This window comes from Bacillus sp. FSL M7-0307 (assembly GCF_038627835.1).
GTDB classification, from domain to species: domain Bacteria; phylum Bacillota; class Bacilli; order Bacillales; family Bacillaceae; genus Bacillus; species Bacillus altitudinis.
On sequence record NZ_CP152023.1, the window covers coordinates 3,607,067 to 3,629,171 of the forward strand.

The window sequence follows — 22,105 nt, forward strand, 5'->3', positions numbered from 1 at the left end:
AAAGAAGCCTGTTTGCACAGACTTCTTTTTTAAGAATTCAAGACTTTGATCATTAAATCAAAAAACCCTTCAGCATCTACATCCATACACACTTGAAGATTGCGATCTTTTCCCCATTGATGCTGAAAATCACATATCATTTGACCATCGCAGAACTCACTCTTCGTCTCCACTTCTACATGAAAAGCCTGTGTATTCACAAGTTGTTTATCAATTGCAAGACTTACAGCAAGCGGATCATGCATGGCACATGCCCACACCCCATTCCGCTCAAAATAGCGCTGGCGGTAAATGCTTGTGCTCTCTCTGATATAACTGGCTAACGTTTCATTTTGAATGGCATTAATTCTCTCATCCGTTAACAAGACCTGTCTCGTGACATCCAGCCCTACTTGAGTCAATGAAGGGAAACCAGCCTCCAGCACCAATTTCGCCGCTTCTGGATCTGCATATGTATTAAATTCCGCAACCGGTGTGACATTTCCCTGTCCCTGCACGACACCCCCCATAAAAATGACTTCTTTCACATGATGAATCAGCTCAGGGCATTTTTTTACCGCAAGGGCTAAATTCGTTAACGGCCCTGTCAACACGAGCGTAACCTGCTTCGAATACTTCAGCACTTGGTCAATGATAAAATCAGGCGCAAAACCTTCATCTGCGGTCTTCTTAGGCCGGGCGTCCTTTAAAGCGCCGCCAATTCCATCCTCCCCATGCACCCGATGTTCATAATGAGGGGCTCTCAAAAGAGGCGTCGCTGCACCTTTGATGACAGGGATTTCCTCTGCCTCAACCAGCTCAAGCACTTTACACGTATTCAACGTAGCCGCTTCAACAGACACATTCCCGCACACCGTTGTGATCCCCAACATATCAAATCGCTTACTTTTCACTGCAAGCAAAATACCAATCGCATCATCAATTCCAGTGTCTACATCCAAGATCAATTTCTTTGTATTTGCCATGTTTGAAAACTCTCCCTTGTTTGTAAGTGTTGTTAGGGGAATGATAGCATATTATTTTTGAATTTGATTTAGGGGATCAATCAGCTTTGTCGACTTGTTATTTCTCTTTTTCTCCAATGTCTTTGAGATATTGTTCTCGTTCTTTTTTGGAGAGATTTTTTAAAAAATTCTCTTTTAATTCCGGTTCATCTTTATATTTTTCCCAGTCCCTAAAACGAATTGATAACTCGTATGAATAACTCATTGAACTGATTTCTTTTGTTCTATACTTTAATGAAGCGGAGAACTCGTACTTTTCTGGCTCACCATTTATATATCCTCTAATTACGATGTAGCCCATTGGATCAATAGTTACCCTCTTCTTAAACGTTATGGTCTTAATAAAGTGATGGATGTCTTCTTTGCGTAAACATTCTTCTATTTTAGGCTTCATTTTTTCTGCGAGCTCTTCTGCTTTTTCTTGATCGCTCTTTTCTTTTACCACATCATTTGATTTATTTTGCTTATTGTGCTGAGTGATTAACGAAGTCACTGAGACAATGATGATAACGACCAAAACAGATACAAGTTTTATTGTGTTTTTCATGTCTACCGTTGCCACCTTCTTAATAATGAAAAATAAAAAAGGTAATTTATTAACTTTTTGTTATTTATCCCCAATATCCTTGAGGTACTGTTCACGTTCTTTTTCAGAGAGTCGTTTAAGATAGTTTCCCTTTATTTCAGGCTCTTCTTTATATTTATCCCAGTTTTTAAAGCGATATGATAAATCCGGAGAATGACTCATCGAACCTATTTCATTAGATTTGTATATTAATGATGCAGAAAAATGATATTTTTCTGCATCGTTATTTATATATCCATCAACTGTGACATAACCCATAGGGCTTATAGATACATTTTTTTTAAATGTGATGGTTTTAATAAAATTGTGAATATCTTTTTCATGTAAATATTCTTCAATTTTTGGTTTCATTTTTTCTGCGAATTCTTCGGCCTTTTCTTGATCACTTTTCTCTTGCACTACTTCCTCTGAAAAACTCTGATGAATGTACTCTACAACAAACACAGTTACGGAGATGACGGCGACCACAATTATGATAGAAAATTTCATGATATTTTTCATAAAAAGCAAAACTCCTTGATGAACTTTAATCAGCTGACTATTGAATTTGACAAAATAAAAACAGGTAGGCTAGTACCTGTTTTACTCTTTTTCTCCAATGTCTCTCAGATACTGATCACGTTCCTCCTTAGTAAAACTTTTAAGGTAATTTTCTTTCACTTCCGGCTCATCTTTATATTCTTCCCAATCTATAAAGCGGTCTGATAAATCAGGGTCATAACTCATTGAACCGATTTTTTTAGCTCTATATTGTAAAGAAGCTGAGAAACCGTACTTTTCCGGTTCATCATTTACATAACCATCGATCGTAATATCTCCCATTGGGTTAATGGTCACATCTTTTTCAAACGTGATGGTTTTGATAAAGTTATGAATATCTCTTTTGTGTAAGTGCTCTTCAATCTTGGGTTTCATCTTCTCTGCAAACTCTTCTGCTAATTCTTGATCACTCTTTTCTCTTTCTTCCACGATATTTTTTCCTCCCGCACCGTTTGATTCTTTTTTCTTGTCAAATTCCAGAATAAGTAAAATCACTGAGATAACTATGACGAGAATTAGAACACATATAATTTTAATTGTATTTTTCATTTAAATAATATCCACCTTTTATTGATATAATAGAGATATTTTTTGTATAATAAGCGATAGATCTAAAATAGATATTTATACCACTATATAATATAATTACCAAGTATAAAGATCACAGGAGTGTTAATATTGACCATAAAGTCAACTCGATTTAAGCTTACTGACGAAGACTATAAAGAAATATCAACAAAATCTTATGCTATTAAAAACTATAAGAACTATAAAGAAATAGAAATTAGCAATGGTAGAAAAATGTATGTCATTGACTATAAAGAAACAGAAAAAGGACTTAACGCATTGACTCTCGTTTCAATGGATGACTATATTAGATCCGGTAAAGGAAAAGACCTCACCAAAATCAAAAACGCCGTCATCGCCTACCGCGGCTCAGAACCGATTGGCGCAGGCCAATATAAAGATACCATTAAAAAACATGGAAAAAAAGAGTCAGATGATCTTCTTTCTACCATTTTGACAAAGCTGCCTCCTTTTAGCCAGTCAGAGACGTCAAAGGAAGTGACGACGAAGATGACGACAGGGACAACGACCTATACAAATGAGGTTGTACAAGATTGGTTGATTTCAGATACGAAGTATTTGATTAAAAATATCCCTTTTGAACACGGTGCAGAGAATCAAATGGTGCAAGCGGACCGGTATGCGAAAGAGATCCATAAGAAAATGCCGAATGCGAAGATGTATGTGACAGGGCATTCACTTGGCGGGTCAAATGCTTCTTATGTTCTTGTCAAAAATGATTTTATTCAAGGTGGGGTCACCTTTGAGAATCCGAATATTTACCCAAATCTATCGGATGGTCTGCAAGCCAAAGCATTAAAAGGTGATTACCGTAGTAGATTAACAGAATATATCAATCTCAATGACGGGCTTTCTCTCTTAAATCGTCATACGACAGAAATCGGTCGTGTGAAAGTGATGTATGATGCCGCTTTACCTGAAGGCGTCGATTACACTGAGGACTCCTCAAAAGCCGTCCAATTTATGAAAAATCTCCTCAATCGGGCAATGAGTGTGAATCCTTCACTTGATGCGAATTTATTTCTTGAAGCCCTCGCCGGCAGCCATGGCTTAGACCGGTATTCCTTTTCGTCAGATGGCTCCGTTCAAACCATTGATGATATGTTGAGAAAAAACCCTTCTCTCGCTACCGCCATGTTACATCAATTGAGCCAATCAAATGTTCATCCGCAAAGTGTGGTAGCGATTTTAATCAAGTCGCATGTTCTCATGAACACAGGTCGTAAATTCTCGACATATGCCGAGCACCATATGCAGCAAATCATTCGTAAAATTGAGAAACTCGATGACAAAGTGGATCAATCGGTGGAACGCGTCCGTTCAAGATACAAACAAATTGTCGGTTTTGGTTCGTATGATCAGCTGACGGCTTCAGATGTGGATGCTGTCATTCGCCACTTAAAAACAGAGGGTCTTGAAAATGAGTTCTATTCAGTTAAAAAGTATGATGCAGCGATTGATCATGCGATGAATATGAAAAGGTGGCTGGACTCGGTATCAGATGATATGAGCCAGCTAGGAAAACAATACCACGATGCAGATACGGCCCTAGCCAAGAACATGGGTATTTCTTAAGGAGAACGATAAATGGAATTTTCAAAGAAACAACCAACAGATGCAGATCGTTTTTTGCAAAGAATGACAGATACGCATACATCAAGCTCCATCTTCTCAAAAACAAACTTTGACACGGAAGACATGACACCAGCAGAGCTGGCTGCTTTGAAAGCAAAGATCAAAGAAGAACAGAAAACAGCGCTGATCAGAGCCATCCGGCATCAGCTTCAAAATGAATTTGCAGAGGATCGTCAAGAAGCCAAAAAAATAGTAGATCTGATTGATGACCTTCTGATTAACGTGTACAAACATCAAAGGAACATCCAAACCCATATGTCAGGTGAAGCGATTGACGCCTTAATAGAAAAAATCGAACAAAGACTCACATTTTTTGAGCTGAAAGAGGATGTTCAATCCGCCATCGACTCGATCGGCATTTAAATGAACCTTCCATCCGGTGAATCTTTTCCCCGCCTCACTCGTATATACTAAAAGAGTGATTGATTTGAAAGGAGATCTGTTTGTGGGATATATTTTGTTATTTTCGGTTGTGATCGGTCTTGTCTTGACTCTTTTGCTCACACCACTCAGGTTGATCGTTAGAAAGAAAGGGACCGAACAACAGGTGCCGCTTATGTGGATTGCAGGACTTGCCCTGCTGTTCATCATCGGGATTTTCGGCTTCTACTACATCACCAATTTAGACCGCAACCCATCATCACTGTGGCTCATTGGACTTGTTGTGACAGCAGCAGGTGCCTTTTTATCAGTGGGATTGGAGCGGAAGATCAAGGGCGTTTTATTTCTCATATTATTGCTGCTCGGTGTTTATATGGCAACAGCTTTTCTATTTAATGCAAATGAGAAATTCGACGTTTCTAAGATGGATCAAAAAGTCGAAATCAAAGCGTTTGATGAGACAGAAACACCTGCGAGCGTACCACCGCAATTTGCTCGCAATAAGATGAAGAAATCGTTCGGACAGGTGCCAAACACGAGTTACTACGAGCTGGGCAGCTTGCAAATTCAGAAGGTCAATGGTGAGTATGTGTATATCGCACCCGTCGAGTTCTCCGATTTCTTTAAATGGATTCGTTCTGGTAGCACACCAGGTTACTTTACATTAAGTGCGACCGACTCATCTGCCAATCCAAAGTTTGTGAAAACCGAGATGGTCTATACGCCTTCTTCCTATTTCAATAAAGAAATTGAGCGGCATATCCGTCTTCAGTATCCAGACTTGATTTTCTATGGAGACACGCAGCTAGAGATCAATGATGATGGCAAGCCTTATTACATCCAAACATTTGGAGATTTCATCTCTGCACGAAACGGGTTTAAAGCTTCAGGTGTGGTTGTTGTGGATGCCAAAACGGGTGAAACGAAGAAATACGCCTTAGACAAAGTACCAGCCTTTATTGATGGCGCTGTGTCACCAGAGGCCGTCAGTCTGCAGAATAGTTACTTCGGCAACTATGTACATGGTTTCTGGAACAGCCTCTTTGGAAAATCAGATGTGAAGCTGCCTTCTGATGAGGGGACTGAAGCCAATGTAAGTCCGGTGTTTGATTCAAAAGGGGATATGTATTACTTCACAGATTTCACGAGTCCAAAAGAGGGCGTTGATTCCATGCTCGGGTATGCACTAACAAATGCCCGAACAGGAAAAGCCACGTATTATACGGGTAATCTTGAAGAATCCTACATGGATTCACAAGGAGCTTTGCAAATTATTGAGAAACGATTTATCGAGAAGAAATGGAAGGGCCGCATGCCGATTCTTTATAATTTCTATGGGGAAGCAAGCTGGCTTACACCTGTTCTCGATTCAAATGGGTTCCTGCAAAACTACTTTATTGTTTCGGCAGCCAATCCTGAAATCGCCGCATATGCTTCTACACCAAACGAAGCACTAAGAGCCTATAAAACAGCTCTTCAAAAAGGCGGTGGTACCGTCAATAGTTCATCAAAGCAAGAAAAGAAAGAGTCAACAGGTAAAGTGAAAAGGGTGTATAAGGAAAAGACCGGTGATTATACAACCGTCACCTTCTTACTAGACGATGGGAAAAACTACACGATGTCATCTGAAAAAGAGCCTCTTATTATTTATTTAAAAGAAGGCGATCAAGTCACCATGAAGTACACAGATACAGGTGAGATTTTCCTACCAGTCGATGAAATCAACATCAAAGGATTATAAAAAAAAGACGTTTCTCCTACTGCGGAGAAGCGTCTTTTCTCTCTTTTCTCAACAACTCAACAAGCAATTCTTTATTCTTATTCCCACCTGTCATCGGGGATTCGACATAGGAAAATGTCCGTTTAAAGTCCATTCCCCTCACAGAAATGACAGCCAATTCCCCGCCAATGCTGCCCCGCTGGAGCACATATTTAGATAAAACAGACAGCCCCATTCCATGAATGACAGCTTCTTTAATCGCTTGATTGCTGCTAAATGTCACAAAGGTTCGCGCTTTCAGTCCATTTGATTTCAGGACGTGCTGTAAGTATTCTCCTGTCCCAGATCCTTCTTCTCTTGTGATCCATGTTTCATTTTGCAATTGATCAATGGTGACATCCTTTTTCTTTGCAAACGGATGGTCTAATGGTGCAACGATATACAATTCATCCTCTAGAAACGTTTCCACAGAGAGTTCTTTGTCATTGGTTTGTCCTTCGATCAGTCCGATGTCGACATGGAATAAGCGAACATGTCTGGCAATCGCCTCTGTATTATCAATAACTACCTCAATATCAACATGCGGATAAAGCTGATGAAATTGTGCCAAAATTTGCGGCAGCACATACTCCCCAATGGTAAAACTCGCTCCAATCGTGAGCTTCCCTCGTGCCAGATGATGATGCTCATAAATATCCTGCTTCGCCTGTTCATATAAACGAATGATTTGTTTTGATCGATGGTACAGCATATCCCCAGTTGGCGTCACCGTTAATTGCTTTGGCGAACGATTGAGCAGAACAGTCTGAAATTCCTGCTCCAAGTTCTTAATGTGAAGACTGACACTCGGTTGAGAAATCCGTAGCTTCTGAGCTGCTTTTGTAAAGTTTTTCTCTTCTACCACTGTCACAAATGTCTTCAGTGCATCATAATACATCTGTCCCTCTCCTATCAGAAATCTTAATCCTACATCTTCAATACATATATCTTACTAATTCCTTTCCAACTCGTAAAGAACAGCCTAAACCAATCAATTTAATAAAAATATTTACTAATTTTTTTAAAGACTCTATACTGAAAGGAGATATTTTCTATAGGAGGTGCTGACTTGGCAGCTAAAATAAAGGACATTGCGGAAAAAGCCGGATTATCCATCGCCACCGTGTCTCGCGTACTGAACCAAGATCCCAATCTATCGGTTACGGATCAAACACGTGAGAGAGTATACGCGGCAGCAGAAGCTTTGTCCTATCAAAAAAAGACATTCAAACATTCACTAAAAAAAATTGCCTTTCTCTATTGGATGACCGAAAAAGAAGAGCTTGAAGATATTTATTTTAAATCCATTCGTCTAGGCATTGAGGAACTCACCAATACCAGAAGCTTAAATGTTACCGCTTACAACCCGTCTGATGGTCTTCAATCGATTGATCCTTCTACAGAAGGCATCATCGCCATCGGTCGATTTAAAAAAACTGAGCTTGATCAATTATATACGATCACAAAACACATCGTCTTTATTGATACATCACCAGATGAAGACCGCTTTGATTCTGTGAAACCAAACCTGAAACGAATTGTAGAAAAGATTATTGATTCTTTTATCGAAAAACAGCACACATCCATCGGATTTATTGGCGGGACAGATCTTGATCTCAATACAAATAGGCGTATTCCAGATATTCGTGAAACGACCTTCCGCCAGTACATGACAGCACACAACAAACTGGATGAACAATTGGTCTATATCGGTCACCACTTCTCTGTAGATGAAGGCTATTCATTGATGATGAAGGCGATCGACGAGCTCGGTGATCACCTGCCAACCGCTTTTTGTGTCGCAAGTGATCCTCTTGCGATAGGCTGTTTACAAGCATTAAATGAACGCGGTTTTTCTTTACCAAATCGAGTGAGTGTCTTTAGTATCAACGATATTCACGTCTCTCAATATGTGTCACCACCGCTCACGACTTATCACATCCATACCTCTTTACTTTGCGAGACAGCTGTCGATTTACTTTTAGAAAGACTTGTTGATGGCAGAACATTACCAAAAACCGTGCTGATTGCCTCAGATCCTGTCTTTCGGAAAAGCACGATATAAACAGCTGGAAGCCCTGCCGTATGTGGCGGGCTTCTTTTCTCTTTATTTCGGTAAAAAATTTTACTTAATAAATTTAATAAAATGTGTTTACTTTTTTTACTCAAGTTGATATTCTCACATTAAGAAAGCGTTTTCTTATCATCTGTGAAAAAAGAACGAGAGGGGATTACGAATGAAAAAGGGAAAATGGGCGACATTATCGGCAGTCGTTGGTACTGCTGTGCTGCTGCTGTCAGCATGCGGACCAGGAGATGACAATTCAAGCGGTACACAGCCGGCATCTACAGGTACAAAGACCTTGCTAGTGTGGGAGGATGTCAAAAAGTCGGATGGGATTCAAGACGCCGTCAAAGAATTTGAAAAACAAAACGACGTGAAAGTCAAAGTGGTCGAAAAAGCATATGCCGACCAAATTGAAGCGCTCCGTCTGGATGGCGCAGCCGGCACTGGTCCAGATGTCATCACCATGCCTCACGACCAAATTGGATCAGCTGTCACAGAGGGATTGTTACAAGAAATCAAACCAGATCAAAAAGTGATCAATTCCTTCACAGACGAATCGATTCAATCACAAACGGTAGATGGTAAGCTGTATGGCCTGCCAAAATCCGTTGAAACCACCGTGCTTTTCTATAACAAAGACCTTGTCAAAAAGGCACCCACGACACTCGATGGCTGGTATGACCTTTCGAAAAAGCTGACAAAGGACGGGAAATACGGTTTTGTTGCGAAGTGGGATGAAATTTACTACGCACAAAGTGTATTAGGCGGATCAGGGGGCTATATTTTCAAACAGAAAAACGATGGGTCTTATGACGTCAATGATATTGGTCTTAATAACGATGGTGCCATCGAAGGCGGAAAATACATTCAGACATTCTTTAGCGAAGGACTTTTCCCGAAAGGCATCATTGGTGAGCAAGGAATCAATGTCCTCAACTCCTTATTCACTGAGAAAAAGGCTGCGGCTGTGATTTCTGGTCCATGGTCATTTGGTCCTTATAAAGAAGCGGGTATCGACTATGGCGTGACGGAATTGCCAACACTCCCTAACGGAAAACATATGAGCTCGTTCTTAGGTGTAAAGAGCTACAACGTCTCCTCTTATTCTAAAAATAAAGAACTTGCCGAGAAATTTGTTGAGTTTATCACGAACGAAAAAAATTCAAAAAAGCGCTTTGAAGTAACAGAGGAAATTCCACCAGTGAAAAAGCTGATGAAAGACCCAGTCATTACTGAAAACGCTAATGCGGATGCTATTTCAAAGCAAACGAAATATGCCACACTGACACCGAACAATCCAGAGATGGCAGAGGTGTGGAAGCCGATTGACAGTGCATTAGGACTGATTGCGACCGGCCGTACCGATGTGAAAAAGGCATTTGATGACGCGGTCAAACAAATCGACTCGCAAATTAAAGCGAATCACTCCAAATAAACATCAAGCGCAGGTAGCTGTTCATCTATCATGCTGCCTGCACTTGATCTAATTTCATATGAAGTAGGTGTTAAACGTGACGGGTAACCTTGAACTAGACCGCACACACATAGTGGAATCAAAGACACACCGGAGACGGGCGCTAATGTTCTCTCTTATACCCGGGATGGGGCAAATATACAACAAACAGTATGGCAAAGGGGCACTCTTTTTCCTGTTTGGCGTTTCTTTTCTAGTAGTGTTTTATGATTTATTCAATATTGGCTTCTGGGGGCTGTTCACACTTGGTACGATGCTGCCTCGTGACAACTCTGTTTTCCTTTTAGCAAAAGGAATTATTGCACTTTTAACAGCTGGATTTGGCATCGGTTTTTATGTACTCATGATACGAGATGCATTTATGAACGGAAAGAAACGTGATCAAGGGGTTCCGCTTCATTCCATCCGTGCTCAATACCATCAGCTCATCGATCAAGGCTTTCCTTACTTAATGAGCACTCCTGCTTTCTTTTTACTTCTATTCTCTGTTGTCTTTCCTATTATGTTCAGCTTTGCGCTGGCCTTTACAAACTATGATTTATACCACTCGCCTCCTGCCAATCTCATTGATTGGGTAGGCATTAAAAACTTTCAAAATATCTTTTCAATCGATATTTGGAGAGACACATTCATTGATGTACTGGGCTGGACGGTCGTATGGACGTTGGCTGCATCGACCCTTCAATGTGCTGTCGGCATTTTTCTAGCGGTTCTGCTCAATCAAAAAGATTTAAAAGGAAAACGGTTTTTCAGAACGATTTTAATTCTGCCGTGGGCTGTTCCAGGATTTGTGACCATTTTGGTGTTTGCTGGATTGTTTAACGACACGTTTGGTGCGATCAACAATACCCTTTTTGCATCGATTGGAATTGATCCAAAACCATGGCTGACAGATCCATTTTGGAGCAAAATCGCTCTTATTGCGATGCAGACTTGGCTTGGTTTTCCTTTTGTGTTCATTATGACAACTGGCGTTTTGCAGGCCATTCCTGAAGATTTATACGAGGCTGCAACCATTGATGGGGCAAATTTCTTTCAGAAATTCCGTTCCATTACATTACCGCTTGTCCTCTATTCAATTGCACCAATATTAATCACGCAATATACGTTTAACTTTAACAACTTTAATATCATCTACTTATTTAATGGTGGGGGGCCGCCTGTTGCTGGATCCACAGCGGGGGGCACAGACATCTTAGTGTCTTGGATTTACAAACTGACGATGCAGTCTTCTCAATATGCACTTGCTGCAGCTGTTACGATCTTACTGTCAATCTTCGTCATTGCCATTGCACTTTGGCAGTTTAAGAGAACGAATTCATTCAAAGAGGAGGACATGATGTGATATGGGATCAAAACAAAATAAGCTCATTCGCCTGAGTATCACTTATTTCATCCTTTTCATTGCCTCCGTTTGTATTCTATATCCACTCCTTTGGACGATCGGCGCTTCCTTTAATCCCGGGAACAGCCTGATGAGCACAAGCATGTTTCCGAAGAATCCAACGTTCAGCCACTTTACAGAACTCTTCTTCGGTCAAGGAGCACTTTATGCAAAATGGTATTGGAACTCAATGAAAATCAGTATTGCAACTATGCTCTTAACGTTGATACTTGTCAGCTTTACAGGTTATGCCTTTTCTAGGTTCCGATTCAAAGGACGGAAAAATGGGCTGATGCTCTTTTTGCTACTGCAAATGATTCCTCAATTTTCAGCGCTAATTGCCATTTTTGTATTGGCACAAATGCTTGGACTCATTAACAGCCACCTTGCATTGATTTTGATTTATGCAGGCGGACAAATTCCAATGAATACGTATTTAATGAAAGGCTATCTTGATGCGATTCCAAAGGATCTCGATGAATCAGCCAGAATGGATGGCGCAGGGCATTTCCGGATTTTCATCCAAATTATTATGCCGCTTGCCAAGCCGATTTTAGCCGTTGTTGCCATCAACTCATTTACAGGACCGCTGGGTGATTTCATCATCTCCAGTGTCATTGTCCGCTCACCCGAAATGTATACGCTCCCAATCGGTCTATACAATCTTGTATCAGACAAAATGGGTGCCAGCTACACGACCTTTGCAGCCGGGGCTTTACTCATTGCGATTCCAGTTGCTTTATTGTTTCTTGTTTTACAAAAACAATTTGTATCCGGCCTCACACAAGGCGGGACAAAAGGATAAGGGGAGATTTGATGAAGAAATGGTTGCTTGTCACTGTTGTCGTTTTCTTTCTGATGGGGTTAGGTATTCTGCCTGAAGCAAAGGCTGATACGATTTCGGTGAAACCGATCAATGGATTGCAAGGTGATTTCATCAAAGGAGCCGATATCTCCATGCTCGCAGAAGTGGAGCGAAGCGGCGGCAAATACTACAACCAAAACTGGCAGCAGGTTGATCCGCTCAAGCTATTAAAAGAGAAAGGTGTCAACTATGTGCGCATCAGACTCTGGAACCATCCATACGACAACCAAGGCCGTGCCTATAACGGCGGGACAAACGATTTAAATACCGCCATTGCTCTCTCGAAACGTGCAAAAGCACAAAACATGAAAGTGCTGCTTGATTTTCACTACAGTGATTTCTGGACCGATCCCGGTAAACAGTTCAAACCGAAAGCTTGGACCAATCTCTCGCAAAGCGATTTAGAGAAAGCAGTTGGCACTTACACAAGCGATGTACTTAAAGCGATGAAAGCACAAAATGCCCTACCAAATATGGTGCAGGTCGGGAATGAATTGAATTCAGGTATGCTTTGGCCGAACGGAAAAAGCTGGGGTGAAGGCGGCGGTGAATTTGACCGACTCGCTGCTTTGCTAAAAGCGGGGACAAATGCTGTCCGCTCTGTCGATTCAAACATCAAAGTCATGCTTCACCTTGCACATGGAGGAGACAATGGCGCATCTCGCTGGTGGTTTGATGAAATCACCAAACGAGGCGTTTCGTTCGATACGATCGGTTTATCTTACTACCCGTATTGGGACGGCGGATTTAGCGGTCTTACTAACAATATGAATGATATTAGCGCCCGCTATAACAAAGATGTCATCGTGGTAGAAACCGCCTACGGCTTTACAACAGCAAATGGTGACAACCTCGATAACTCATTTAACCAAGATTCAGTCAATACGGCCGGTTATCCAGCATCACCACAAGGGCAGGCATCTTTTATACGAGATCTATCAGAAAAAATTTCACAAGTAAAAAACAATCGCGGGAAAGGGTTCTTTTATTGGGAGCCGCTTTGGATTCCAGCAAAAGGTGCTCCGTGGTCTAGTCAATACGGGCTCGTTTATATTCAAACAACCGGGACAGTCGGGAATGCTTGGGAAAATCAAGCCATGTTTGATTTCAACGGAAAAGCCCTGCCTTCTCTTGATGTATTTAAACAAATGACACCGTAATTAAACAGATAGGACGTGACAAAATGGGAAAGCGTTACCCACTCGTTCACCCAAATGTGAAAGGCTTTTTGCATGGTGGCGACTATAATCCTGATCAATGGCTCCATATGCCGGAGATCATTGACGAAGATTTTCGATTAATGAAGCTTGCACACTGTCAAACATTCTCTATCAATATTTTCGCTTGGAGCAAGCTCGAGCCAAAAGAAGGGGAATATGATTTTGCCTGGCTGGATGATATCATGGACCGCTTGGCAGCGCAGGGAGCTCACGCCATTCTCGCCACGCCAAGCGGAGCAAGACCTGCTTGGCTCTCGCAAACATATCCAGAAGTCTTACGCGTTGAAGCAAACCGCCAGCGCAACTTACACGGACTTCGCCATAATCATTGCTTCACCTCACCGGTTTATCGAGAAAAAACGAATACACTCAATCGTTTGCTCGCTGAACGCTACAAGGATCATCCAGCGCTGATCATGTGGCACATTTCAAATGAATACGGCGGTGAATGTCATTGTGATCTTTGCCAAGAAGCATTTAGAGACTATTTGAAAGACAAATACAACCATGACCTTGAAGCTTTGAATCAAGCATGGTGGACGGGATTTTGGAGCCACACCTTTACCGATTGGTCGCAAATCGAGTCACCAGCACCTCACGGGGAGCATATGATTCACGGCATGAACCTAGATTGGAAGCGTTTTGTCACAGCGCAAACGATCAATTTTTATCAAAATGAAATTGAACCGCTACGAGAATTAACACCTCATGTGCCAGTAACCACCAATTTTATGGGCGACTATCCGCATATGCGTCCATTCCTTGGACTGGATTATCATCAATTTGCAAAAGAAGTCGACGTGATCTCATGGGATAGCTATCCAGCATGGCATAGCGGCAGAGAAACCACTGCAGAATTAGCGTCAAACGTGGCCTTCGTTCACGATTTATATCGTTCATTAAAGGACGGTCAGCCGTTTCTCGTGATGGAAAGCACACCAAGCCTCGTGAACTGGCATGAAGTGAATAAGGTGAAGCATAAAGGAATGGCACACCTCTCTGCCATGCAGGCGATTGCCCACGGGTCCGACTCCGTCCTTTATTTCCAGTGGAGGCAAGGCCGAGGCGCCTCTGAAAAATTCCATGGCGCCGTTGTGGATCATTCAGGACATGAACACACGCGTGTGTTTCAAGAAGTCGCTGATTTAGGAAAACAGCTGGAGCAGCTTCAGCCGATTGCGGGTACGTCCGTTCAACCAGAAGTCGCCATCATATATGATTGGGAAAACCATTGGGCGATTGATGATGCGCAAGGCTTAAATAATACCAACAAACGCTATGTAGAGGCTTGTCAAACTCATTATCGAAGCTTCTGGAAAAAGGGCATCCCTGTTGATATTGTCGGGATGGAAAAGGATTTCTCATCCTATAAAGTGCTTGTGGGACCAATGCTTTACATGATCAAACCAGGTGTGGCAGAAAAGATCGAAGCATTTGTCAAAGAGGGTGGCATTTTTGTAGCAACGTACTGGAGCGGCATGGTCGATGAAAACGACCTCTGTTTCCTCGGTGGTTTCCCTGGCCCTCTCCGCCATGTACTTGGTATTTGGGCAGAGGAAATCAACACATTGATGCCAGATGAACACGTCTTAATGACCACAGGAAATGGACGCACTTATCATGTCGGCCAATATTGCGAATCCATTCACCCAGAATCAGCCTCTGTGTTAGGGCATTTTGAGAATGGCTGCTATGAAGGACAGCCCGCCCTTACTGTCCGCCCATTTGGCAAAGGGAAAGCATACTATATGGCTTCTGAAAATGAGCAGGCGTTTTATGATGATTTTTATGAAGATCTCATCGCAGGAATAGGGATAAAACCGATCCTATCCTCTTCGATTCCAGAGGGAGTCAGTGTCCAGAAACGAACAGATGGATCGCAGGACTTTGTGTTTATGATGAATTTTACAGATAGTAAAAAGGTAATTTTGTTAGAAGATCAAATCACTTATGAAGATGCATTCCACTCTTCAAATTTAACAGGAAAAATAATACTAGATGCCTATGAATATTTTATATTAAAAAGAAAACAAGAATGTCTTTAAAGACATTCTTGTTTTCTTTTTATGCAAGAACCAACCTTAAATTCAGCTTAAATTCAGCTTATAAACAAAATTCCAACTTGAAATAATATGGCAAAACATGATACATTATTTGTGAGAATTAGCAAAAAAACACTTTTTGAATCAAGGAGCATTTATGGATAATAAACACAACTTTATTACTCTAATACATCATTTCGTCTTTTCTCCTAAGAACTTTCTCTTAATCAAATACTCTAGTGAAAAAAATTATCGTCATTCTTGGTTTGTTTTCCTGGCTGTGTTAAGTCTGTTTTTAGGGTTTTATTTAGCTATTTTCCCCACAATCTCTACATTAATTAATCATTCTTTTAAAACAAATGGGATTGATTATACTGCTGATATGAGCATACTCATTATGATGATTACACTAGCATTAGGGATTGTTCAATTTACAGCAATGGTTCTTGTAAGCTTCTTTATAATACATATCATTGGGATATTATTTGGTGGTGTTGCTACTGCTAAAGAGTTTTTCCCAAGTTTTATTTATTCTATCATACCGGTTGCTATCAAATTTATAATTCTCATTATCTTTTCTTTCTTTTTAGGTAGTGATTTTGCATTTTCAGTTATTTATCCAAATTCTCAAAAGCCAATTGATATTATATTGAATATTATCATCGACCCCTTTTTTTGGTGGTCTACCATTCTAGGGTGTATTGCAATTAAAGAAATACACAAAATTTCCTATATAAAAACTGTCATAATCGTTTGTATAACAATGTCTTTAGGTATTATTTCTCTTTTTTCAACTAGCTTATTTTTGTAAACTGAAAGGAGGTGAATTCAAATATGAAAAATAGCAATCTTTTTAAAATTGCGAGTGTTACAAGTATAGTTTCTCTTTTTGCCATCGCTACTTTCCTTATGGGTTCTTCAGAAGGTATTGCAAGTTTAGCTTCTATTGATTTCAATTCAGGTAATCAATTTGCATTAGACCTTGCAACAAACTTAGGAATTAGTCGCAAGACCGCTTATGCTGCTATAGGTGTTATCATGACTACTGGCGATGTCCTAACAATACTTAGTCTATTAGCTGTTGTTTTGGGTGGAACTGGCCTTGTCACTGCTGCTATGGTAGCTACTGCGAAAAAATTGGCTACAAAACACGGCAAAAAATACGCTGCAGAATGGTAAAAACCAAAGTGAAGAAATTGAGGAGTATAATTATACTCCTCCTTCTTTTCGTCTAGGAGGAATATAATGCTCAACAAAAAAGTTTTTATGGCAAACTTTAAACTTACATATAGACGTACTTTAAACCGTTTGATTTACTTTTTCCCATCAAGCGAAAATTTACTAAAATCAAATAGACTTATTTTTGTTTTTACACCCTTTTTTTTAGTCTACCTTTTTATTCTATATAAGGCTTCAACTACTCTTTTTCCTAATGTACCAGTCCATATCTTATCATTAGGTACAAATTTTATTATTCTTTTTTTTGTTTTGAATATTTTAAAATCATCAACTGATATTTTACATCGATATGTATACCCTGAAGATTTCCTTCTTTTACATACTTTAAAGACAGATCCCAAAAAAGTTCTATTATCGAGATTTTTCACAACAATTTTTCTAAATGTTTTATTCAAATTAACAATAATAGTATTCCCTGTACTTTTTTTCATAAATTTTTATACAAGTAATAAATTATACCTTTTTTTATCATTTGTACCACTATTTATATTTATCTTTGGCCTTACATGCATTTACTCATTACTCACATATATCACTTATTCTAAATTTTTATACAAAATCTTGAATTCTAGGTTAATTAGTCTGTTATCTTTTATAGGAATTGCACTCTTATCTGCTCTTTCAACTACTTTTTTTGGTTGGATCGGACTTAACTACTTTTATGAAAAAGATCTTCTTGAAGCTATTGAAAATTTCATATCTGTATTTAGATTAGAGACGATATTAACAAACACATGGCTTCCTACTAACTGGTACCTACTTTCAACAAAAAGTGATATCTATTTATTTATCATATGTTCTTTAGGTTTAATTGCACTAGGATTTCTTTTACTCTCTATTTCCTATCTAATAGTTTTGAAAGTGTTGCTTATAAAGGAAGCAACACCTAATAATCTTTTGCCGAGAATAAAACCAATCAAATTACCTTTTTTAAATTATTTAATAAATTTCTTTCCCCGGCAAAATATCGCAATTTTAAAAAAGGATCTTACTGCTCTATTAAGAGCTAATTTTACTATCAAGAGACGCTTAGTGCTATCTGTAAATATGATTGCAATAGAATTAGGTGTATTGGTAGGAATTAGTTTAAATCAAAAGTGGTTTGACTTCTCGGAACTTTTTGTTATTTATCCAATTTTATTTGCCGTAACTTACAACACTTCTTTATTAGGAGAAGGCTTGCTTGGGATAACTTCAGCAGATGCAGAGCGCGAAAATCTATATATTTATAAGAATTCAGGCGCTTCTATCTTCAAGTTGATTGCAGGAAAATCAATACTGCATTTATCTATAATTCTTATTATAATGAATTCATTATTTTTAGTTATATTATTATTATTCAACTTAGATACTATGACTCAAATTATTTTGTATATCATGATTAATTCAATTAGTCTTATTATAGGTTCTGGCCAAGTGATAGGTACTTTCCTCTATCCTCGTTTAGACTGGGAAAATTTAGAGGATATTGGTTCGTCTGTTAAAGCCTCATTTTTTGAACATACTATTCTTGGGGTACTACTAGCATTTTACCTTCAATTGTATGGGGTCTCAGGTGCTCTCGTTACTTTTGAAATTATTGATAGGAGTATATTCTTTTTACTTATTGTGACTGGAACATGTCTATTTTTCATTGGAATTTCTCTATTTTATTATTTTTGGATTAAAAGAATAGGAACGAAACATTGGGAGATGAAAACATGAAAATTGAGAATCTATCTTTCAAATATAAAGATAAACAAATTTTAAAATCTATAAATTTAAAAATAGAGCAAGGTAAGGTATATGGATTACTAGGACCGAATGGTGCTGGAAAATCAACACTTTTAAAATGTATTCTCGGGATTATGAAACCATACGAAGGTAATATTACTATCAAGGAGAAAACTATATATTCTGAGAGATCTTCCTATCTTAAGTATATAGGTTATGTTCCTGATTCTCCTTTTATCTATCATTATTTAACCCCTAGAGAGTACCTGGAATTTATTGCTGACTTACAAGACGTACCCACTGAAATGAAGGATAATAGAATTGAAGTTTTGTTAGATCAATTTAACTTAAAACAAAATGAGAATGATATGATTTCTACATTTTCATTTGGTATGAAACATAAATTATCTGTTGCTGGAGCCATAATTCATGAACCTGAAGTTTTAATATTAGACGAACCATTAGGTGCGTTCGATCCTCCCACTACAAAGATGATGAAAAACTTTCTTAAACGTTATGCTGAACAAGGTAATACTGTGATCATGTCTACACACCTTGTTAATATCGCTCAACAACTATGTGATAGAGTTGGTATTTTAATTAACGGTGCTCTTGTTAAAGAATATGATCACCTTACAAACATTCAGCACTTTGAAGATTTAATTATAAAAGATATGGATACTTTACTAAAATGACAGGAATAATAATCAGAAATAAACGTATACTTTATATAGCAAGTATTTTATACATAGCAGGTATAGTTCTTGGGGTTATTTTTAACAATATTCTACCTAGTCTTAGTCCAGAAACTGTTGATGAAGTTACAGTTCTGGGATATTTCAAACATAACTTTGCTGCAAATTTATTTCTCATTTTCTCAATGTTTACATTTGGTATTTTGACATCTATCTTATTATTATTAAATGGATTTTTAGTAGGCTTATCCTCTTTACAAAGTATTACCGATCATGGTAACAATTTGTTATATATATTAACTGCTTTAATTCCTCATGGTATCTTTGAAATTCCTGCCATGATATTATCAGGTTCACTTGGTTTCAAATTGTTAGACTTTGTCTACTTAAAAATAAGAGGGCTACATTCCCCAAAGAAACATTTCTTTTCGGATATTTTATTTTTTACTATGGTGATATGTCTGTTGACATTACTTGCTGCTTTAACAGAAGCATTATTAACGCCCTTTTTACTAAAAAAAATTCAATAGGAGGTCCTTATGTTTATTAATAAAAAAAAGATAGATAAATTACTAGATGATCATTTAGAGGAAAACAAGGGAGATTCTAAAAACACAATTAATAGTTCTTTTATATTTGTATTTTATTTTTCAATACTCTTATCAATCTGTACTTTCTTTTTTGATTATAGATTTTTTTTAATCACTTTGTTTGGTCCAACCATTTTAGTGACTTTTATATCTCCTCCCCTACAATTTAATAAAGGAATTTATAGAGGTTGCTCTGCATTATATTTATTACTATTAATTATAGTGACATTTTTCTGGATCAAGTAAATTATCAACTGTTAATAAAAAACGTCCGAAACAGACGTTTTTTATTTTACCATTTTAAGTGGATTTTTTCTAAATTTTTTGACATGTTGAACACCGCGCCATGATTGGATTCACCATCCTTTTTTACCATTGTATAGGTATGAAAGCGGTTGCCTAATACTCATATTTTTGATACTCTTTTTTTCAATGCAGATGTGGGACTGCATTGGTATAAAAACAAACAAATGTAAACGGTTTATTGTAGGGGGAGGGGCTTATGTTAACGTTTGTTGGATTGTTGATTATTTTAACGATTGTTGTTTTGCTGATTTGGGGGAAAGCGAGTCCAATTGTCGCCATGGTCATGGTGCCTTTAATAGGGGCGCTCATCGCGGGGTTTGGTATCAATGACATTCAAACTTTCTTTGAACAAGGGATTATCAAAGTATTGCCAGTGGCGACCATGTTTATCTTCGCCATTTTATTTTTTGGCATTTTACAAGATACAGGGTTCTTTGAACCTGTAATTAAAGCATTAATCAAGCTGACAAAAGGAAATGTTGTCACAGTTGCGATGGGAACTGCCTTGATTGGGGTCATCGCACACTTAGACGGAGCAGGAGCTACCACCTTTTTATTAACTGTACCTGCACTGCTTCCGCTTTATAAAAAATTACATATGAGTCCTTATTTATTGCTTTTGTTAATCGGGACGAGTGCTGGATTAACCAATATGATTCCATGGGCTGGACCCACAGGACGGGCAGCAAGTGTTCTAAATATGGACCCATCTGAACTGTGGGTACCGCTTATTCCCATTCAGCTGATCGGGGTCGTGCTCGTATTAGGAATGGCATTCATTTTAGGAAAAAGAGAAGAAAAACGAATTCGGGTGAAAATCGCCGCAAATGAAGTAGCCGCTGTCCAATTAGAAGGCGCCGATTGGGATCGTGCCATTCAATCGATCAGCGAAACAGGCGATGCGTCTTTAAAGCGTTATCACTTAATGTGGGTCAACCTCATTCTATTTTTAGCTGTTGTTGTCCTTCTTGTGCTGAACGTGATTCCTGCTAGCTATATGTTTATGATTGGTCTTTCACTAGCACTTCTGATTAACTTTCCAAATGTGAATTTACAAATGGAGCGAATAAAGGCACATGCCCCAAGTGCACTAATGATGGCAGCTGTAATTTTCTCCGCAGGTTCTTTTTTAGGAATTCTTGAAGGAACGGGCATGCTAAAGGCGATTGCAGTGGACAGTATTCACATTTTGCCAGCTTTCTTACTGCCATTTTTACATATCATTGTGGGGATATTTGGGGTTCCTCTTGATATGCTGACAAGTACAGATGCCTATTATTATGCACTCTTGCCGATTGTCGAATCGATTACATCAGAGGTTGGTGTGTCAGGGACATCTGCAGCATACGCCATGATGATTGGAAATATCATCGGCACCTTTGTCAGCCCCCTTGCACCTGCTGTATGGCTTGCCATCGGTCTTGCAGGGGTCGATATGGGGAAACATATCCGCTACTCCTTCTTTTGGATGTGGGGGTTCAGTATCGTTTTACTCATCATCGCCAAACTGATTGGCATCATATAAAAAAGAAAGACATGCGCAAACCAGCGCATGTCTTTTTCATTGAATTATGAAGGATATTCACTCGTGTGAATGTCTGTTTTCGGTTTTCTAATCAGTGACATCAATCCAACGATTAGCAACAAGATCATCGGAACGAAAGCAAGACCAACAGTTCCAATTAAAAGAGTCACAGCTGAAACCAAGAAAAGAATACCAGAAAGCACGGCACGGCGGTCTGTTTTCAAGACAATCACACCAACAAGGGCTAAAACAGCCGCAATTGCGGAAACAACCATAAACTGAACGCCAAAGGCATGAACCGAAGCTTCAAGTGTTTCAACTGGCAAGGCGCTGCCTTCCTCTTGTAAAATTTCATTCATTTCTTCATAAAATGCTGGGTCCACAGAGAGCATCAATGCCCCAAAACCAACACCAATTACGTTGAGGACAATACTGATAATCCCCATAATTTTTTCACCTTTACGCTTAATCATTGATAGAAACCTCCTAAA

22 protein-coding genes are annotated in these 22,105 nt (G+C 39.0%); 16 read left to right on the forward strand and 6 right to left on the reverse strand.

The features are described 5' to 3' along the window. Positions 1–29 precede the first annotated feature (29 nt). From MHI41_RS18455 to MHI41_RS18470, 4 genes are all read right to left on the reverse strand, one after another. Positions 30–965 (reverse strand): nucleoside hydrolase, encoded by a 936-nt coding sequence (locus MHI41_RS18455; protein WP_272511265.1) that lies wholly within the window; start codon positions 963–965, stop codon positions 30–32. 97 nt (positions 966–1,062) lie between these two features. Continuing rightward, positions 1,063–1,551: a DUF1433 domain-containing protein gene (locus MHI41_RS18460; RefSeq protein ID WP_272511266.1), complete on the reverse strand. Its 489-nt coding sequence runs from the start codon at positions 1,549–1,551 to the stop codon at positions 1,063–1,065. A 60-nt stretch (positions 1,552–1,611) separates the two neighbouring features. After that, positions 1,612–2,091: a DUF1433 domain-containing protein gene (locus MHI41_RS18465; protein ID WP_272511267.1), complete on the reverse strand. Its 480-nt coding sequence runs from the start codon at positions 2,089–2,091 to the stop codon at positions 1,612–1,614. Positions 2,092–2,172: 81 nt separating this feature from the next. Further along, on the reverse strand, positions 2,173–2,679 hold the full coding sequence (locus MHI41_RS18470) for a DUF1433 domain-containing protein (protein ID WP_317328316.1): 507 nt from the start codon (positions 2,677–2,679) through the stop codon (positions 2,173–2,175). A 129-nt stretch (positions 2,680–2,808) separates the two neighbouring features. Here MHI41_RS18470 and MHI41_RS18475 point away from each other — a divergent pair, with 129 nt between their 5' ends. From MHI41_RS18475 to MHI41_RS18485, 3 genes are all read left to right on the forward strand, one after another. Further along, positions 2,809–4,293 (forward strand): lipase, encoded by a 1,485-nt coding sequence (locus MHI41_RS18475; RefSeq protein WP_342494392.1) that lies wholly within the window; start codon positions 2,809–2,811, stop codon positions 4,291–4,293. 12 nt (positions 4,294–4,305) lie between these two features. Further along, complete coding sequence (locus tag MHI41_RS18480; RefSeq protein WP_282833264.1) at positions 4,306–4,716, forward strand: hypothetical protein; 411 nt, start codon at positions 4,306–4,308, stop codon at positions 4,714–4,716. Positions 4,717–4,798: 82 nt separating this feature from the next. Beyond that, entirely contained in the window at positions 4,799–6,475 is a 1,677-nt protein-coding gene (locus MHI41_RS18485; protein WP_058213424.1) for a hypothetical protein, read from the forward strand. 16 nt (positions 6,476–6,491) lie between these two features. Here the strand turns inward: MHI41_RS18485 and MHI41_RS18490 are convergent, their stop codons facing one another. Then, positions 6,492–7,391, reverse strand: coding sequence for a LysR family transcriptional regulator (locus tag MHI41_RS18490; RefSeq protein ID WP_017359912.1), 900 nt, complete (start codon positions 7,389–7,391; stop codon positions 6,492–6,494). A 171-nt stretch (positions 7,392–7,562) separates the two neighbouring features. On the opposite strand from MHI41_RS18490, the gene MHI41_RS18495 reads away from it, so the two are divergent. The 13 genes from MHI41_RS18495 to MHI41_RS18555 all read left to right on the forward strand — a co-directional run bounded on the left by MHI41_RS18495 (position 7,563) and on the right by MHI41_RS18555 (position 21,614). Beyond that, the gene (locus MHI41_RS18495; protein ID WP_342494393.1) at positions 7,563–8,558 is read left to right on the forward strand and encodes a LacI family DNA-binding transcriptional regulator; all 996 of its coding nucleotides are present in this window, start codon (positions 7,563–7,565) and stop codon (positions 8,556–8,558) included. Positions 8,559–8,730: 172 nt separating this feature from the next. Beyond that, on the forward strand, positions 8,731–9,996 hold the full coding sequence (locus MHI41_RS18500; RefSeq protein WP_342494394.1) for an extracellular solute-binding protein: 1,266 nt from the start codon (positions 8,731–8,733) through the stop codon (positions 9,994–9,996). 145 nt (positions 9,997–10,141) lie between these two features. Beyond that, entirely contained in the window at positions 10,142–11,380 is a 1,239-nt protein-coding gene (locus MHI41_RS18505) for a sugar ABC transporter permease (RefSeq protein ID WP_007497272.1), read from the forward strand. 1 nt (position 11,381) lies between these two features. Beyond that, positions 11,382–12,224, forward strand: coding sequence for a sugar ABC transporter permease (locus tag MHI41_RS18510; protein ID WP_007497274.1), 843 nt, complete (start codon positions 11,382–11,384; stop codon positions 12,222–12,224). Positions 12,225–12,235: 11 nt separating this feature from the next. Then, on the forward strand, positions 12,236–13,444 hold the full coding sequence (locus MHI41_RS18515) for a glycosyl hydrolase 53 family protein (RefSeq protein WP_342494395.1): 1,209 nt from the start codon (positions 12,236–12,238) through the stop codon (positions 13,442–13,444). 23 nt (positions 13,445–13,467) lie between these two features. Further along, the gene (locus MHI41_RS18520; protein WP_342494396.1) at positions 13,468–15,549 is read left to right on the forward strand and encodes a beta-galactosidase; all 2,082 of its coding nucleotides are present in this window, start codon (positions 13,468–13,470) and stop codon (positions 15,547–15,549) included. A gap of 154 nt (positions 15,550–15,703) precedes the next feature. Then, positions 15,704–16,357 carry a YIP1 family protein gene (locus tag MHI41_RS18525; protein ID WP_025208265.1) on the forward strand — a complete coding sequence of 218 codons (654 nt, stop codon included), beginning with the start codon at positions 15,704–15,706 and terminating at the stop codon, positions 16,355–16,357. A 23-nt stretch (positions 16,358–16,380) separates the two neighbouring features. After that, complete coding sequence (locus MHI41_RS18530; RefSeq protein WP_025208266.1) at positions 16,381–16,725, forward strand: uberolysin/carnocyclin family circular bacteriocin; 345 nt, start codon at positions 16,381–16,383, stop codon at positions 16,723–16,725. A gap of 66 nt (positions 16,726–16,791) precedes the next feature. Continuing rightward, entirely contained in the window at positions 16,792–18,489 is a 1,698-nt protein-coding gene (locus tag MHI41_RS18535; protein WP_098680416.1) for a hypothetical protein, read from the forward strand. Beyond that, positions 18,486–19,193, forward strand: coding sequence for an ABC transporter ATP-binding protein (locus MHI41_RS18540; RefSeq protein WP_025208268.1), 708 nt, complete (start codon positions 18,486–18,488; stop codon positions 19,191–19,193). Before MHI41_RS18535 ends, MHI41_RS18540 begins: the two co-directional genes overlap by 4 nt. Then, entirely contained in the window at positions 19,190–19,723 is a 534-nt protein-coding gene (locus tag MHI41_RS18545; RefSeq protein WP_025208269.1) for a stage II sporulation protein M, read from the forward strand. Before MHI41_RS18540 ends, MHI41_RS18545 begins: the two co-directional genes overlap by 4 nt. Positions 19,724–19,732: 9 nt before the next feature. Continuing rightward, a complete protein-coding gene (locus tag MHI41_RS18550; protein WP_025208270.1) occupies positions 19,733–20,029 on the forward strand; it encodes a hypothetical protein in 297 nt (98 codons plus the stop codon). Positions 20,030–20,285: 256 nt separating this feature from the next. Then, on the forward strand, positions 20,286–21,614 hold the full coding sequence (locus MHI41_RS18555; RefSeq protein ID WP_035390026.1) for a citrate:proton symporter: 1,329 nt from the start codon (positions 20,286–20,288) through the stop codon (positions 21,612–21,614). A gap of 44 nt (positions 21,615–21,658) precedes the next feature. Here the strand turns inward: MHI41_RS18555 and MHI41_RS18560 are convergent, their stop codons facing one another. Then, on the reverse strand, positions 21,659–22,087 hold the full coding sequence (locus MHI41_RS18560) for a DUF4064 domain-containing protein (protein WP_007497283.1): 429 nt from the start codon (positions 22,085–22,087) through the stop codon (positions 21,659–21,661). Positions 22,088–22,105 lie beyond the last annotated feature (18 nt).